Below are 14,643 nucleotides of genomic sequence, written 5' to 3' on the forward strand. Positions count from 1 at the left end.
CCTAACGTTCGTTCTCTAACTCTTGTAGGACAGCAATGCGTTGGTCGAGTTGCCGCATCAACGATTGAGTGATCGCGATTCGCGAGTCGAGTTCGCCTTTGAGTTCCCTCTGCAGATCGAACATGGCGACTTGCCAGCGTTGGAGTTCAATGGGCGCGTCGCTGAGGGGCAGTGCGGTGGAAACCTTGGCATCGAGACGTCTCTGCATCTCGCGGTCTTCGCCTTTTTGGCGGATTTTACGGCGACGACGTTTGACCGTCATCCGCGCCATCACCCACCCGAGCAGCAGGAAACCCGCTAGCATCCACAACCCGTCGCGGTTGACGATCGCCATCGCGATGGGAGAGTCGATGAAAGGGAAATCGAACATAGGATCCGGTGCGGAGGAGGCCGGTTCGGTGGCAAAAACGACGATAATTCGTCATTCGTTGTCATCGTCACGATATTCGATTGTTGCTGAGTTCGATCGGGGGTTTCTGAGAGACTCATTGACGGCCGAGTTTGTTTTTGACGATCATGCCAACCATGATATCTCGATCATCTAACCGAGTGCCCGCGGTGGAAGTCTGGCACGCCCCGGCGGCCGCAGACCAGCCTGGACCGACGGAAGCCTTTTGTGAGCGTTTGTTGTTGGCTGAAGAGAAGGTCCGCGCCGATCGGTTTCGCGTGGCCTCGGCGCGACACCAGCACGTTGTTGGGCGGGGAATGGCGCGGGCACTGCTTTCGGCGGGGCTCTGTCATAGCCAAGAGATTGGTTTTCGGTTGCTCGACCATGGCAAGCCCATTGTTGAGTCGCCCGACGTCGCCTGTCGCGCTTTTAATGTCGCGCACACTTACGGATTGGTCGTGTGTGGGTTAGGTGGCCGCGAGCAGTGGTTAGGTGTAGACGTTGAATGGATGGATCGACGTACCGATCCGGATCTCGCACGACGGTATTTCGCGGCCGCAGAAATTCGGCAACTCGATGCGACCAAAAGCGAGGACGAACATCGCGAGCTGTTTCTGAAACTCTGGACGTTAAAAGAGGCGTTCATCAAAGCCATCGGCACGGGGTTATACACGCCGCTAGATCAGTTCGCGTTCGAAGACGCAGCCGGAGAACAGCCGCGGTTGGTGTTGAACGATCCGAAGCTCGCTCGCGGTAGGCAGTGGCGGTTCGAGAGTTTTGTCCCGCGTGAAGGCTTCGTCGCCGCCGTCGCGGTTGGGGAAACGGTTGAGACCGATGTGAGTGATTCGCTCGTCAAGCTCACTGATTTTGAGAGATGGATTGCGACGCAGGATGGGTCGCAGTGCGTTTAGCATTCCTGCATCACAAGACCGCTGAGCCAGGGCCGCAGTTCGGCGGCGAGAAAGAACGAACCGCAGATGACCACTACTCCGTCTTCACCGGCGGATTCGATTGCGGTCTGACAAGCGGTGAGTGGATCGTCTTCGGTCGAGAACCACGTTTCGTCGGTGTTGGTATTAGTCGATGAACCAGAGGCGTTGTTGGATGCCGTTTCTCGGGCGGCCGTTTCTTGGGCGGCCGTCGCGAGGGTTTCGATCGGGACGAAACGAGGATTACCGTGGTATCGCGTCAGGATGATTTGGTCGAGGCAGACGTGCAGTTCATCGAGCATGGCGTTGGCGTCTTTGTCAACGCTCGTGCCGAAGACACCTACTGTTTTTCGACCGGCAAATCGGGACCGGATCGTTGCGACGAGAGCCGCGATCGAGTCGGGGTTGTGCGCGGCGTCGAGGACAATCGTCGGACCGGTCGGCAATCGGAAGCGTTCGAGTCGAGCCTCGATTTGAAGTCGTGACAGTGCGTCGAGCGACTCGGGGCCGACGGAGATGCCGATTTGGTTCAGCGCGACGATCGCAATCGCGGCGTTACCGATTTGGTGTTGGCCTTCGAGTGAAAGTGAGACTTGGGTGCGCGCCGGGAACGTGGTGGTCGCGTCCGCGGCCGAGTTTCCTGTTGAGGTAACGGGGGCGTCGGCGGGGTCGATGGGGGAGGGGAGTGATGACTCGGCGGGTGTGTTGTCTCGCGTCCAGCGACGATGGGCTAGCTCGAAGGAACTGCCCCAAGCGGCGTCGAGGGGATCGGCACCGGAGACGTGATCGGTGATCGATTCGATTTGGAAGTCTCGTCCGAGTTCGACCAGAGGGGCGCCGACTTCCTGGGCGACATCACGGATGACATCGCGGGCGGGCGGGCGGGTGACTCCGCTGACTGCGGGAACACCCGGTTTGAAAATGCCGGCTTTCTCTTTGGCGATCTTTTCGACGGTGTTGCCGAGAACGTGTTGGTGATCGAGACCAATGCTGGAGATGAGGGACACGTTGCTTTGAAAAACGTTGGTGCTGTCCAGTCGCCCCCCGAGCCCCGTTTCGAGCACCCAGAAATCGCAGTCGCATCGATGAAAATGCTCGATCGCGATGGCCGTGGTCAGTTCAAAGAAGGTCGGGCCACCGATTTCTTCGATCGACATTTGCTGAACGATCGGTCGCATGGAGTCGATCAGATCGGTCATTTGTGAGGGGGAGGCGGGGCACCCATTTACCCGAAAGCGTTCCTCGAGATTGACCAAGTGGGGCGACGTGTAGAGTCCGACACGGTGACCTGCCGCGGTCAGCATTGCCGCGGTCATGGTCGCGACGGAGCCTTTCCCTTTCGTGCCCGCGATATGGACGATTGAGACGCGAGTTCGGGGGTCCGATTCTGGTTTTGACGCAGGATTCGCGAGATAATCGCCATGGCCGAGGCGGCGGATCAATTCCCGCATGCGATCGAGTGTGAATCGATATCGCGTCCCCGGTCGGGCCATCCTCTCGTAATCAATCCGGTCGTAGAGCCACCGAGTCGCCAATTGATAGGCGGCCGATTTCGAATGTGGCATGGCAGCAAAACGTCGCAAAAGTGAGCGGGATGGCAGTCGCGTGGCGAAGGACGCGGAGGCGGTCGCACCCCCGGCAACCCCGACATTGTAGCGTCACTACATAGAATGCCACTGCCGGCCGGACCGATGAGCAACAAAATTGCGAACCGTTTTTGGGTCACCCCCGTAGCGATCGGACTCTCTTTGTCAAGTTTTTGTCTCCCAACCTCGTCGGGATCAATATTACGTGGATACCGATAACAGTACCGCCGTCGCCGAAACGTCCGAAGACACCTCGCCGACGACCGCGAAATCGTCAGATAGTGTGGTCATCGAGACCCGCAACCTAAGCAAAATTTATCGCGATTTCTGGGGGCGGAAGAAAGTCCACGCTCTGAAATCCTTGGATATCGAAGTCCGCCCCGGAGAAATCTTCGGTCTGCTCGGTCCGAACGGTAGCGGTAAGTCCACGACGATCAAATTGATCCTCGGATTGCTCTTCCCCACCAGTGGCCGCGTCTTGGTGTTTGATCAAGACGCCAGCGAAACGCAAAAGAACGAGCGGATCGGTTACCTGCCCGAGGAATCGTACCTCTACAAATTCTTGACCGCCGAAGAGACGCTCGACTTCTACGGACGATTGTTCGACCTGTCGGCCGCCGATCGCCGCGATCGCGTGAAGCAGTTGATCGAAATGGTCGGTTTGCAGGGCGCAAAACACCGCCAGCTCAAAGAATATTCCAAGGGGATGACTCGCCGAGTCGGTCTGGCTCAGGCATTGATCAACGATCCCGACCTCGTGCTACTCGACGAGCCGACGACGGGCCTCGACCCGATCGGTACTCGTGAGATGAAGGACTTGATCCTTGGGCTGCGTGATCGTGGCAAGACGGTTTTGCTGTGTTCGCACCAGCTCGCCGATGTTCAGGACGTTTGTGATCGCGTTGCGATTCTTCACCAAGGTGAGTTGAAGGAACTCGGACGCGTTTCGGATCTGTTGAAAGTCCAGGACGTCACCGAAGTGCACGCGACCGGATTGGACGATGCAGCGAAGGCTGAAATCGCCGAAGTCATCGCCCGTCATGGCGGTAGTGTGCAATCGATCGACAACCCGACCGCGACGATGGAAGACCTCTTCCTTAACATCGTCCGCGAAAGTGAAGCCCGCCCGGGTGCCCGTCGCGTGTCGCAAGCCGCCGAAACGAAGGATGCTTCGAACGGTTCGACGAGTGACGGAGACCAAGCATGAATTTGCAGCTAGATGACTTTTGGTCATTTTACGAATGGTTCTTCCGACCGGGAGCGTTCTTAGAAAGTGCCGCTCTGAAGGGGATCGTGTTGGCGGTTCTCGGTGTCGTGTTGGGTTTGGTTGTCGGTTACGTGATTTCATCATCGCGTTACGGATCGGGTGAAGGTTTCTTCGCCGTTGCCCGCGCGGTGCGTGACCTGTTCCGCTTCGATTTGCCCGGCACCCGAATTCGCCGAATCTTTGCCTTGGCACGACTCGCGTTTAAAGAAGCGGTCCGCCGGAAGGTGCTCTACGTTGTCGGTTTGTTTGTCGTGCTCTTGTTGCTCGCGGGTTGGTATTTGAACCCACAGAGTGACGACCCGGCGCGGCTTTACATTAGTTTCGTGTTAACCGCGACGAACTACCTCGTGTTGGCGTTGGCTCTGTTTATCAGTGCGTTTTCGCTACCTGAAGACATTAAGAACAAGACGCTCTACACGATCGTCACCAAGCCGGTTCGGGCGACCGAAATCGTGCTCGGCCGGATGCTCGGCTTTGTCGCCATGGGGACAGTCATTCTGATCCCGATGGGGCTGTTGAGTTACGTGTTTGTGACTCGAGGTTTGGACCATACACATGCCGAAGTCGCTGACGTGCGAGAACTCGCGTCCGGCGGTTTCGAAGGCGAAACGGATTACACACGTTTCCATTCGCATCATTTTGAACTCAACGAAGCCGGCGAAGGCGTGACGGACATGGTCCGTGGTCACCGTCACGTGGTGATCCGCAAGGAAGACGGTAGTTTTCGCGTCGGGCCTGCAGAGGGTGCCCTTCGTGCTCGCGTGCCGTCCTATGGCAGTTTGGTATTCCGTGACCGGTCGGGGAACCTTCAAGAGGAAGGGATCGACGTCGGTAACGAACGATTGGCGGGTGGGTACGGAAGTGCTGGTATCTCTCGATTGATTGGTGTCTCGCGGGGAACGCGGAAGATCGAACACGGTTACGTCGAAGGCGGTGGCCTCGGTACCGCCGAGTACACGTTCTCCGGTGTTACAGCAGACCGCTACGGCGACAGCATCCCCGTCGACCTCTCGCTGCGGGCGTATCGTTCGTACAAAGGGAATATCGAAAAGGGGATTCGTGGTTCGATCACGATGAAGCATCCGAGTAAACCGATTGAAAGCAATCCGATCGGTTTTACCGTGAACGAATATGAAGTCGATCAGAAGTTCCTGCCGCTCGAAATCGAAGGAACCAACGGCAACAAAACCGAGGTGCTCAACGTATTTGAGGATCTCGTCGATGAGAAAGGTCGGATGACAATCGTCGTTCGGTGTTTGGATGATTCGCAATATCTCGGGATGACCCCCGCCAGCGTTTATCTGCGACCGACCGATCACTCGTTCGCGTGGAACCTCGCCAAGGCTTACATGTCGATCTGGTTACAGATGACGATGGTGACGGCGTTCGGTGTCATGTTCAGTACGTTTTTGACCGGTCCTGTTGCAATGGTGGCGACGGCTGTCTGTGTCTTGTTGGGCTTTTCGGCCGAACAGGTTTACGACACGCGGCACTATATCGACGCTGGGATTGAGCGAGGTGGTGGGCCGATCGAATCGATGGTTCGGTTGCTCAAGCAGGACGCCATGACGACACAGCTCGACGTGGATACGGTCGCCGCGAAGGTGATCAAGACGGCCGATGCCGGAATCGTCTACACGCTTGACGCGATCGCAACGGCACTGCCGAACCTGCCCAAGATGGTGAACACGGCAGAATTTGCGGCGTCCGGATTTGATATTTTTGGTGCGATCCTCGCACGTCATGCGGTGGCGACACTGGGCTACGTCCTGCTCGCTTTTTTAATCAGCTATTTTACTCTGAAAGCACGTGAGATCGCGGCATGAATCGCACGACTCAATTTCGTCGGAAACTGACTTACCTGACCATTTTGGTCGTGATGCTGATTCCTCTTTACCTGCTCGGTCAACCGGCCGGTGGGGGCGGGGACGGTGGCGGACGACTCGCGCAGATGCGTGACGAGTTTGATATCTCTGAGAGTGATCTCGGTGAAATCAGCCCGGCCAGCGAAACGATGAAACTCGCCTCATTGGGAATGCGCGGTGTTGCCGCGTCGTTGCTGTGGAAGAAGTCTCACGAGTATCGCGTGATGCATGAATGGGACCGCCTCAAAGCGTCGCTCAACAACATCGCGTTGCTGCAGCCTCACTTTGACAAGGTTTGGGAATTCCAAGCACACAACCTTGCCTATAACGTTTCGACGGAATTCGATGATTATCGGCAACGTTACGAGATGGTTCGTGAGGGTACCGAGTTCTTAACCAAGGGCGTCAAGCAAAACCGCAAAGCCCCGCGTCTGATTTGGTACACAGGATGGTTCTATGGATCCAAACTCGGTCTCTCTGACGAAAAGAAACAGTTTCGTCGACTGTTTGCGGATGACGAGGTTCTCCACGAAAACTTGCGTGAACAGGGAATCGATGTCGAAGGTCCGGAAGCTCTCGGTCCGTTCCGAAAACCGGACAACTGGTTGATCGGTCGGTTGTGGCTCAACTCGGGTTATGACTTGGTCGAAGCAGGGATTCCGATCCGTCGTCAAACGCCAATTAACTTCTACGAGACCGGTCCGAAGTGGCGAATCAAACACGCCGAAGCGATCGAACGCGAAGGCGTGTTGAACGATCAAGCTCAAGAGGCATGGCAACGAGCATCGGAAGATTGGAAGGGCTTGGGCGAACGTTCCATCCCAACGACTGCTTCTTTCACGATCAAAATGGGCCAAATCGACGAGTTGCACCGCCGCAAAGCGGAAACCATCGCCGAAATTCGTCAGTTGGCGACTCCTGCCTTTGAGAAGGCTCAGCAAGCGGTTATCTCAACCTTGGATCCCGTGATTCAGGACGCTTTGGCAACCCCAGTCGAAGAACGAACGAAGTCGCAACAGTCGATCGCGGACAATTATTCGGGATCCATGACGCCGGACCTGAGTGTTGTTGCTCGCGATGCCGATTCGAGTGTTCGATTGCGGGTGATGCAATTAGTCGATGTGGTGAAGGATCTCGAAGAACGGATCATCAAGACGGATGGTCACCGTAAGCAAATCAACTATCCCTATTGGGAAACGCTTGCGTTGGCTGAGCAAGAAGAGCGAACGGTCAACGCACGCCGGTTGATTTACGAAGCCCAAGAGGCACTCAGCAAGGAAGGGGAACTCGAGGAAGCGATTCGTTTGTACGAAGAATCCTTTGAACAATGGGCCGAGATCTTCGACGATTATCCGATCCTCGTGATCGATGACAGCGCCGAGGACCTGTTCGAGTCCATTCGTGATTACATGAAGGCGACCGACTCGGACGAAATTCCTGAAGACTTCCCGCTGCGAACGTTTGTGGAACTGATGGGCGAATACGGAGACGTTAACCCTCAAATGTATGAGGAAGTTCGCAAGACTCAGCAAGAGAAATTGGCTGCACGAAAGGCCGAACTTGCAGAGGAAGAACGCAAACGGGAAGAGGAGTTTCTCAAACAGGAAGCTGCTGAGAAGGAAGCCGAAGAAGAGGCTGAAATGAAGCAGGATGAGCCAGCCTCGGTTGAAGCAGCCGCTGAGGCGGACGATCCTGCGGAAATGGAAGCTTCACCTGAACCGGAAGAGCCCGTTGCAGAATCGGACGAGATGACTGAGGAGCAGGATGCGACCCAGCCGGCAGAAGCCGACGAAGACGGTGAGAAAGAAATGGATTCCGATGAAAGCGACGTCGTCGAAGCGGTTGAGGAATCGGTCGACGGAGAGGCCGCCGATCTCGTGGAAGAAGGGGCGGCGAACTGATTTGATGGCAGTCGAAGTCTGAGTAGCGTTCACGGCTCGATCCCGTTTGGTATCGAGCGAAAGTATTCCGAGTCCTCGGGCCCGGACCCGGATTTGCCACCGCGTGAATTACGAACGCGGTGGCAAAGATACGGAATCATAGAACGATGATCATCGCATGGATGATTCCTACAACCCAGAATCCGACGAGCGTGAGAACGAGGTTCAGGAAGAACTGAGTTCCCAATCCGCGGTCCATGTAAACCGCCAAGGGCGGTAGCAGGATGGAGAGGATTACTTTCAAGAGTGTGTTCTCATTTGTCATTGCAGTAGACATCGTTGTGTTCCTTTATTGAAGTGATTGATTTAGTCGTCGGTTTTGCAGTGGCCGGGATGGCGTTTCTTCGCCTCTGCGAGCGAAAAACTCCTGCGAATCAATAGTCGCAACTTCCATGCCGAGATTGGCTTGTCAGTCGCCACCATTAAGTCGTTTCGGCTGCCGCACCCAGCGATTCTTTGATAGCCGATTTAATCGATGCGTCTTTGAAGGTCAGCGTTCGATATGGGAACGGGATCTCGATGCCGGCATCGTCGAGAGCACGTTTAATCGCCGAGACGACCTCGTCGCGACTTCGGCGAATGTCGGTGGGTTTCGATCCGGTCCACCAAGCGACTTCATAGTTCACGCTCGAACTGGCGAACTCCTTAGCAAAGACTTCGGTGGTGCGGACGGCCTGCACGCTCTTGCATGACGCGACGGCTTCGCGAATCACTTCTCGAGCGGCGTCGATATCGACGTCGTAAGCGACTCCGCAAATAATGCGAACCCGACGCTGCGGCTGACTCGTGAGAACGTCGACGTTGTTCTTAAGTAACGTCGCGTTCGGCACGACGGACAGTTCACCATCGAGCCCGCGGATCATTGTGTTTCGAATAGTAATTCGTTCCACTTTTCCCGTGATCTCGTCGCAGGTAATGAAGTCACCACGATCAAACGGATACTTCCACAGGATTAGCATCCCTGCGAAGAAGTTCTCAAAGATATCTTTGAACGCGAAACCGATGGCGACCGACCCGAGTCCGAGTACGGTCAAGGCTTTGGATGGTGTCATGCCGGGAAAGGCAACCACCATCGCTGTCAGAAGCCCAACAATCCACAACGCAATCGAACTGAGTTGGTAGATCAGATCTTGCAGGCTGGGACGAAGGTCTCGTTTGCCGAGTAGTTTAACTAACGACCATCCAACGACCTTCGCAAGAATCGCCGTGATGAGTAGCACGAATAGCGATGCGATGAGTAGCGGGGAACGAGCCAAGAAGTTGTGTAGTAACGTTCCGAGACTGTTCTGAACAATCTCTTGGCTCGACTGAAGATCGACGGTGGGGTCAATGGTGAGTTTATTGATCACCGAAATGACATCCTGAGTTCGCCCGGCGACATCCGCAGCCCATTTTTGGTGCTGTTCGTTGTCGGCGATTCCCGACAGTGTGACGATGCCATTTTCGGCACCGACTTGAAGGTCGGTGAAGCAGCCTGACGACTCAAATATTTCGGTCAAACGTCGGGCAATCGCTTGGTCTGGCGCAACGTTGTCGACTTCCACGATAGGTCCGGGAGCGGCGACATTATCGTCGGACGCGTCGCTCGAATCTTGTGCGGTTGCGATGCCGCTCCCAAAGACCGCCATGAGGATCACGCATACGATCTTGAGTGCGTGTGGAAGCAGCGAGCGTTGAATTCGAGGGCGGCAGAAATCGGAATGTTTGGTTGGGATGCTAATGCAACTCATGGGTTATGAGTGGCTGCTTTGACGACGCATCGCGACGGCGAGAACTGCGATGGCACCCAACATCGATCCGATCCATCCAGCGGCCTGGATGGACGCTCCTCCGCTGAACAGATAGACCACAAAACCACCGACAAACGAACCGGCCACGCCCAAAAGCATGGTGCGGAATAGGCCGATGTCTTGTCGTCCGGGATAGAGCAGGCGAGCGATTGCTCCGATGAACAATCCAAAGAGCATCCAACTGATCAGTGGCATTAACATGATTATTTCCTCGAGAGGTTGTGCGTTTGGTTTCGTAAAAGAAACGTGTCTGCGACAACGGACGCGAATGGCGTGCCAGAGGTTTAATCGCTCGATTCATGGCGATCGCTTGGAACATTATCGCGGTGGAAATGATTGCACTCGAAGCGTTTTACCGATCACGCGGTGGGAGAACCACGGCAGAATTGAGCGATGAAGGCCCACCGTGATCGGTTTGCACTCGATTTTGATTAATCGAAAGCGGAGTTATCGACCAGCGAATGTCAGAGATGGTTTGTGCAAATTTTTAGAATTGCAAAGTGGTATGAACTTTGCGACATGCTGCATCGAAGCCAATGACGGATGTTGGCAATGGCAACTGGCCGTACCCGCGGACGAAGTTGCTGAGTAAATCAACTCACTCCATTAATTAAAAGAAGTAGATCGATGACCAATCAAATCGAAACCGTGCACGGCGTTTCTTATCCCGTCGTTACTGACAGTTCCAACAGTCTCTATGGTGAGGACTCAGGAGAGCCTCACCCTGTAAGCACGCAGTTGTACCGAGACGAGACGGCCGAACGCCTCATTAAATCAACCCAGCACGCGGAAGTGAAGCCGGTAAAGAAGTCGTAGACGTCTACCGGTGAGCGTTCTCAATTGCGGCGACGATCGCGTCGAGATCATTGGCAACAGGGACGGCACGGTTGGCGAAGTGTGCTTCGGTCACACCGCGGCTGCCGAGCGTTTTTTCAAACAGCTCTTTGTCCGCCGTGTGATAGGCAACTGTCGCCGTTGGGTCTTTCAGTTCGTGTCCGGTGAGAATGCAAACCACGCGATCGCTCGGAGCGATGACGCCTTCGCTTCGCAGCAATTTCGCGCCCGCGACACTAGCCGCTGATGCGGGTTCGCAACCGAATCCGCCGGCACCGACTTGAGATTTGGCGTCGAGGATTTGTTGGTCATCGACTTCGCGAACGACGCCGTCCATGACCTCCAGGGCCCGCAGGCATTTCTTTAGATTGACGGGGCGGTTGATTTCGATCGCACTGGCGATGGTGTCGGCTCGTTTGCCGTCGCGATCCATCGCCTCGTTGTACGACGTGATCGGATCCATTTTGACGTTGCCGCCGTTCCACGAGACTCCATGGTCGTGGACGAGTTCGTAGAGGGTGTCTGCACCCTTCGCGTTGATTACGGCGAGGCGTGGGATGCGGTCGATGAGGCCGTGCTGATGCAGTTCACTGAAGGCCTTTCCGAACGCGCTGCTGTTCCCGAGGTTGCCACCGGGTACGACGATCCAATCGGGAACTTCCCATCGAAGGGCCTCGAGGACGCGGTACATGACCGTCTTCTGTCCTTCGAGTCGGAACGGGTTAACGCTGTTAACGAGATAGATACCGAGTTTCTTCGAAACTTCTTTAACGCGAATCATCGCATCATCGAAATCGCCCGCGATTTGAATCGTCAGAGCACCATAATCGAGTGCTTGGCTGAGTTTCCCATAGCTGATCTTTCCACTGCCGATAAAAATCACGGCCTTCATCGCGCGGGTGGCACTGCAGTAGAGAGCCAGCGAGGCACTCGTGTTGCCGGTACTGGCGCAGGCCGCTCGTTTGGCTTCCATCATGCCAGCGTGAGTGACGGCGGCGCACATGCCGTTGTCTTTGAAGCTGCCCGACGGGTTCATCCCTTCGTATTGCAGGTGTAATTGGCCGGGGTTCATGCCAACGTATTTGGCGACCTCATCGGCCTTTTGCAAAAGCGTTTGACCTTCGCCGACTGTCACGATCTTTTCGTGCGGTGCGAAGGGGAGCAGTTCGTGGAAACGCCACACGCCCGAAAAACGAATCGGATTATTGCGTTGGCTCCACATAGCCTCGAAATCGCTGAGTTTGCTCGGCACGCCGGCGCGGTCCCAGTCGTACGCGATATCGAGCAAATCGCCGCAACGGTCGCATGCCGTGCGAATGCTCATCGTCTCGTACGTTGCCCCGCATTGCGGGTTAATGCAGCGTTGAAACGCGAGGTCGGTTTGAGCGGCGTTGTGTTTTTCGGCGGTCTGAAGCATCGAGGTGATTCGTCGTCAGGCAGTGAGGAGTGGGTGGAGTGGCCACCACTTCAAGTTATGATTGCAGTCGCCCTAATAGGATAGATCGGCAAACGGGTCTGTCACGATGAAATTTCGCCTGTTCGATCCGGTCGGAAAAGCCGAAATGCCAGAGTTTGGCATCTTTTTCATCAAAAAGAGCGTTTTCACCGAGATCCGAACCGTCTACTCGAGTTGAAGAACCGGGGAATCCCATGTTCGGCAACGCGTTCGCCTCCCCGAGGGGATGCCAGGCCGATAAATTACCTCGATGGACTTTCCGTTTCTGCCTCCGCGAATCCCCACTCCCATTTCAGGTGTTTGTCTATGACTCGGTTTATCATGCTCGGCGGGTTTCTCGGTGCGGGAAAGACGACTCTGATCTCGAAATTGGCTCGCCGGTTTCAAACGGATGGCAAACACGTCTGTGTCGTCACCAACGATCAGGCCGCGGGATTAGTCGATACGGAGTTGCTCAAGAGCGAAGGTTTGGACGTCAACGAGGTCGCGGGGTCGTGCTTTTGCTGCAATTTCACGGGATTGGCGGATGCGATGGCGGAATTCGACACCCGGCAGCGTCCCGACGTGATTCTCGCCGAACCGGTCGGCAGTTGCACCGACCTGATCGCGACGATCGCGATGCCGATGATGGAGCGGATGGGCGAGCGGTTCGTGCACAGTCCCTATGCGGTTGTTTTAAAACCGAGCCACACGTTGCGGATTCTCTCGGGCGGCAAGGCGGGGTTTTCTCCGCAGGCCGAATACATCTTTCGCAAACAGCTCGAAGAGTCGGAAATGATCGTGGTCAACCGGATCGACGAACTCACCGAGGAACAAATCGCATCGCTTAAAACGTACCTCGACGAGCAGTATCCGGGACGTCGCGTGATCTGCGTATCTGCTCGGACGGGTGAGAATGTTGAGGAGCTTCACGAAGCGTTGCTGACCACTGCCTCGCCGCGAGAGAGCATGATGGAAGTCGATTACGACGTTTACGCCGAAGGCGAAGCCGAGTTGGGGTGGCTCAATGCGACGGTCGAATTTGCCGCCGGTCAAGAGTTTTCGCTCGACGATTTGACCGTTCAGACGGTTAACGCGATTCGCCAGCAGTTGGCGGACGTCGACGCTGAGCCGGCTCACTTGAAGATTTTGTGTTCATCAACCAACGGTGTGTCTGTCGCAAACCTCGTCAGCAGCGATACGGACACCATGTTGTCGGTGGCCAGCGGCGTATCGGTGACGCAGACGAAGATGATTGTGAACGCTCGTGTGTGTATGGCGCCGGAGTCGCTCCAGCCGATCGTTGCCGCAGTGCTCGAAAAGATCGCCGAGGGAGTATCGGCGGAATTGCAGATCGAGCAAATCGAAGCGTTCCGACCGGGGCGTCCCGAGCCTACCTACCGAGTCGCACTGGGTTAGCGTTCAAGGCTTCGACGGATCGGTGCCTTGGTGGTGTTCCAAGCTTCTACAGCGTACGGGGCTTCTGCATCGTACCGGGCTTTTGCATTGTACCGGGCTTTTGCATTGTACGGCGCACCTGCGGCGTACGGTCCGAACACGCATAAAAAAAACTCGCCAGCGAAAAACGCCAGCGAGTGATGTGGTTGGGTCAGTTTTGCCCGTTCGTGAGACGAATCGGCATCGCCGTAAAAATTTGCGACGCCTTCAGTGTCAATGCACTATGGCAAACGCGATTCATTAGAAGCCGCTGAAAGGATCGTCTCCCATGTCGCCAGCACCACCGAATGGGTCGTCGGCAGGCGCGTCGAACGGGTTCGAGCCTTCGGTTGGCTCCGGAGCGGCCGATCCGGTGTCTTCTCCGGTGATGGAATTATCCATCGCACCTTCAAGGACGTCGTTGGATTCGATGACCGGATCCTGCCCCATGTCATCGGCGAACGGATCGTCGACAGGTGGTGCGGCCGGTGGGGTCACGGTGCGGCGGCCTACTGCAGGTGCTGGTGTGGCGGGGGCTCCACCTGCGGGCACCCCGAGTTCGCCGTAGCGGGTTTGCGAGCGGGCGACGCCCAAGGCCAGAGCGTTCAAGCGGGCATTTTCACGGATGAGTTCGAGTTCCATCCGCGTCGAGCCTTGCACGCGGGCGAGTGAACGGCCAACGATGTCGCCGAACGCCCCCCGGGCCTCGATGTCAGCACCTTGTTGGAAGTCTGATTTTGATTCAAATCCACGACCGCTCGCGGCGGCGGCGAGCCCACGGAAGTAGTACGCCCGAGGGTCTTGGAATCCGTTGTTGATCGCCATGCTCAACCATTCGGACGCTTTGTTGTATTGACCTGCGTGGTAGGCGTGAACTCCCCGGCCGTAGATCTCCGACAAGACTGCGGATTGGGCCTGACAAGTCTTCGCGGAAGTTGTCGCTGCGACAGCGACCAGGGCGAAGACGAGATTCAAAATGAGGTTGAAGCGAAGTTTCATCGCAGACAAGATCCTTGGAGGGGCAGAAACACGAGTCGACAATCGAGGATTGGGTCGTATCGAGCGAGAGCATCGCGAATAGAAAAGGCGGCTGAGAGGATTCGTAAACCGATGCCAGCTCTTGTAATCGCAGCTTAATTGTGAATCCGGATTATAGCAAACAGTTTGAGGAT

General features: G+C 55.9%; 13 protein-coding genes. 6 read left to right on the forward strand and 7 right to left on the reverse strand.

What is annotated here, in order from left to right; translation table 11 throughout:
• Nucleotide 1: 1 nt before the first annotated feature.
• Nucleotides 2-370: a hypothetical protein gene (locus FHS27_RS13155; protein WP_009105119.1), complete on the reverse strand. Its 369-nt coding sequence runs from the start codon at nucleotides 368-370 to the stop codon at nucleotides 2-4.
• A gap of 155 nt (nucleotides 371-525) precedes the next feature.
• Here FHS27_RS13155 and FHS27_RS13160 point away from each other — a divergent pair, with 155 nt between their 5' ends.
• Nucleotides 526-1,299 carry a 4'-phosphopantetheinyl transferase family protein gene (locus tag FHS27_RS13160; RefSeq protein ID WP_221225068.1) on the forward strand — a complete coding sequence of 258 codons (774 nt, stop codon included), beginning with the start codon at nucleotides 526-528 and terminating at the stop codon, nucleotides 1,297-1,299.
• On the opposite strand, the gene FHS27_RS13165 is transcribed toward FHS27_RS13160, so the two are convergent.
• Complete coding sequence (locus FHS27_RS13165) at nucleotides 1,296-2,882, reverse strand: bifunctional folylpolyglutamate synthase/dihydrofolate synthase (RefSeq protein WP_184305381.1); 1,587 nt, start codon at nucleotides 2,880-2,882, stop codon at nucleotides 1,296-1,298. The two genes, FHS27_RS13160 and FHS27_RS13165, sit on opposite strands and share 4 nt — an antisense overlap.
• Before the next feature lie 226 nt (nucleotides 2,883-3,108).
• Between FHS27_RS13165 and FHS27_RS13170 the strand changes: the two genes are divergently transcribed.
• From FHS27_RS13170 to FHS27_RS13180, 3 genes are read left to right on the forward strand one after another with little or no spacing between them, the layout of a single operon-like run.
• Nucleotides 3,109-4,110: an ABC transporter ATP-binding protein gene (locus FHS27_RS13170; protein ID WP_009105112.1), complete on the forward strand. Its 1,002-nt coding sequence runs from the start codon at nucleotides 3,109-3,111 to the stop codon at nucleotides 4,108-4,110.
• Nucleotides 4,107-5,996: an ABC transporter permease gene (locus tag FHS27_RS13175; protein ID WP_184305382.1), complete on the forward strand. Its 1,890-nt coding sequence runs from the start codon at nucleotides 4,107-4,109 to the stop codon at nucleotides 5,994-5,996. The genes FHS27_RS13170 and FHS27_RS13175 overlap by 4 nt, the downstream gene beginning before the upstream one ends.
• The gene (locus FHS27_RS13180) at nucleotides 5,993-7,936 is read left to right on the forward strand and encodes an IRE (iron responsive element) (RefSeq protein ID WP_184305383.1); all 1,944 of its coding nucleotides are present in this window, start codon (nucleotides 5,993-5,995) and stop codon (nucleotides 7,934-7,936) included. The genes FHS27_RS13175 and FHS27_RS13180 overlap by 4 nt, the downstream gene beginning before the upstream one ends.
• A 136-nt stretch (nucleotides 7,937-8,072) precedes the next feature.
• Here the strand turns inward: FHS27_RS13180 and FHS27_RS13185 are convergent, their stop codons facing one another.
• The 3 genes from FHS27_RS13185 to FHS27_RS13195 all read right to left on the reverse strand — a co-directional run bounded on the left by FHS27_RS13185 (nucleotide 8,073) and on the right by FHS27_RS13195 (nucleotide 9,966).
• Complete coding sequence (locus FHS27_RS13185; RefSeq protein WP_044257347.1) at nucleotides 8,073-8,252, reverse strand: YqaE/Pmp3 family membrane protein; 180 nt, start codon at nucleotides 8,250-8,252, stop codon at nucleotides 8,073-8,075.
• 145 nt (nucleotides 8,253-8,397) lie between these two features.
• Entirely contained in the window at nucleotides 8,398-9,705 is a 1,308-nt protein-coding gene (locus FHS27_RS13190; RefSeq protein WP_184305384.1) for a mechanosensitive ion channel family protein, read from the reverse strand.
• Between the two features lie 3 nt (nucleotides 9,706-9,708).
• Nucleotides 9,709-9,966, reverse strand: coding sequence for a GlsB/YeaQ/YmgE family stress response membrane protein (locus FHS27_RS13195; RefSeq protein WP_184305385.1), 258 nt, complete (start codon nucleotides 9,964-9,966; stop codon nucleotides 9,709-9,711).
• Between the two features lie 426 nt (nucleotides 9,967-10,392).
• Here FHS27_RS13195 and FHS27_RS13200 point away from each other — a divergent pair, with 426 nt between their 5' ends.
• Nucleotides 10,393-10,581: a hypothetical protein gene (locus FHS27_RS13200; protein ID WP_184305386.1), complete on the forward strand. Its 189-nt coding sequence runs from the start codon at nucleotides 10,393-10,395 to the stop codon at nucleotides 10,579-10,581.
• 4 nt (nucleotides 10,582-10,585) lie between these two features.
• Here FHS27_RS13200 and thrC read toward each other — a convergent pair whose 3' ends face one another.
• On the reverse strand, nucleotides 10,586-12,016 hold the full coding sequence (gene thrC / locus FHS27_RS13205) for a threonine synthase (RefSeq protein ID WP_184305387.1): 1,431 nt from the start codon (nucleotides 12,014-12,016) through the stop codon (nucleotides 10,586-10,588).
• 345 nt (nucleotides 12,017-12,361) lie between these two features.
• On the opposite strand from thrC, the gene FHS27_RS13210 reads away from it, so the two are divergent.
• A complete protein-coding gene (locus FHS27_RS13210; RefSeq protein WP_246419723.1) occupies nucleotides 12,362-13,453 on the forward strand; it encodes a GTP-binding protein in 1,092 nt (363 codons plus the stop codon).
• 279 nt (nucleotides 13,454-13,732) lie between these two features.
• Here the strand turns inward: FHS27_RS13210 and FHS27_RS13215 are convergent, their stop codons facing one another.
• On the reverse strand, nucleotides 13,733-14,470 hold the full coding sequence (locus tag FHS27_RS13215; RefSeq protein WP_184305388.1) for a hypothetical protein: 738 nt from the start codon (nucleotides 14,468-14,470) through the stop codon (nucleotides 13,733-13,735).
• Between the last annotated feature and the right edge of the window lie 173 nt (nucleotides 14,471-14,643).

The organism is Aporhodopirellula rubra (assembly GCF_014192335.1).
GTDB lineage: Bacteria > Planctomycetota > Planctomycetia > Pirellulales > Pirellulaceae > Rhodopirellula > Rhodopirellula rubra.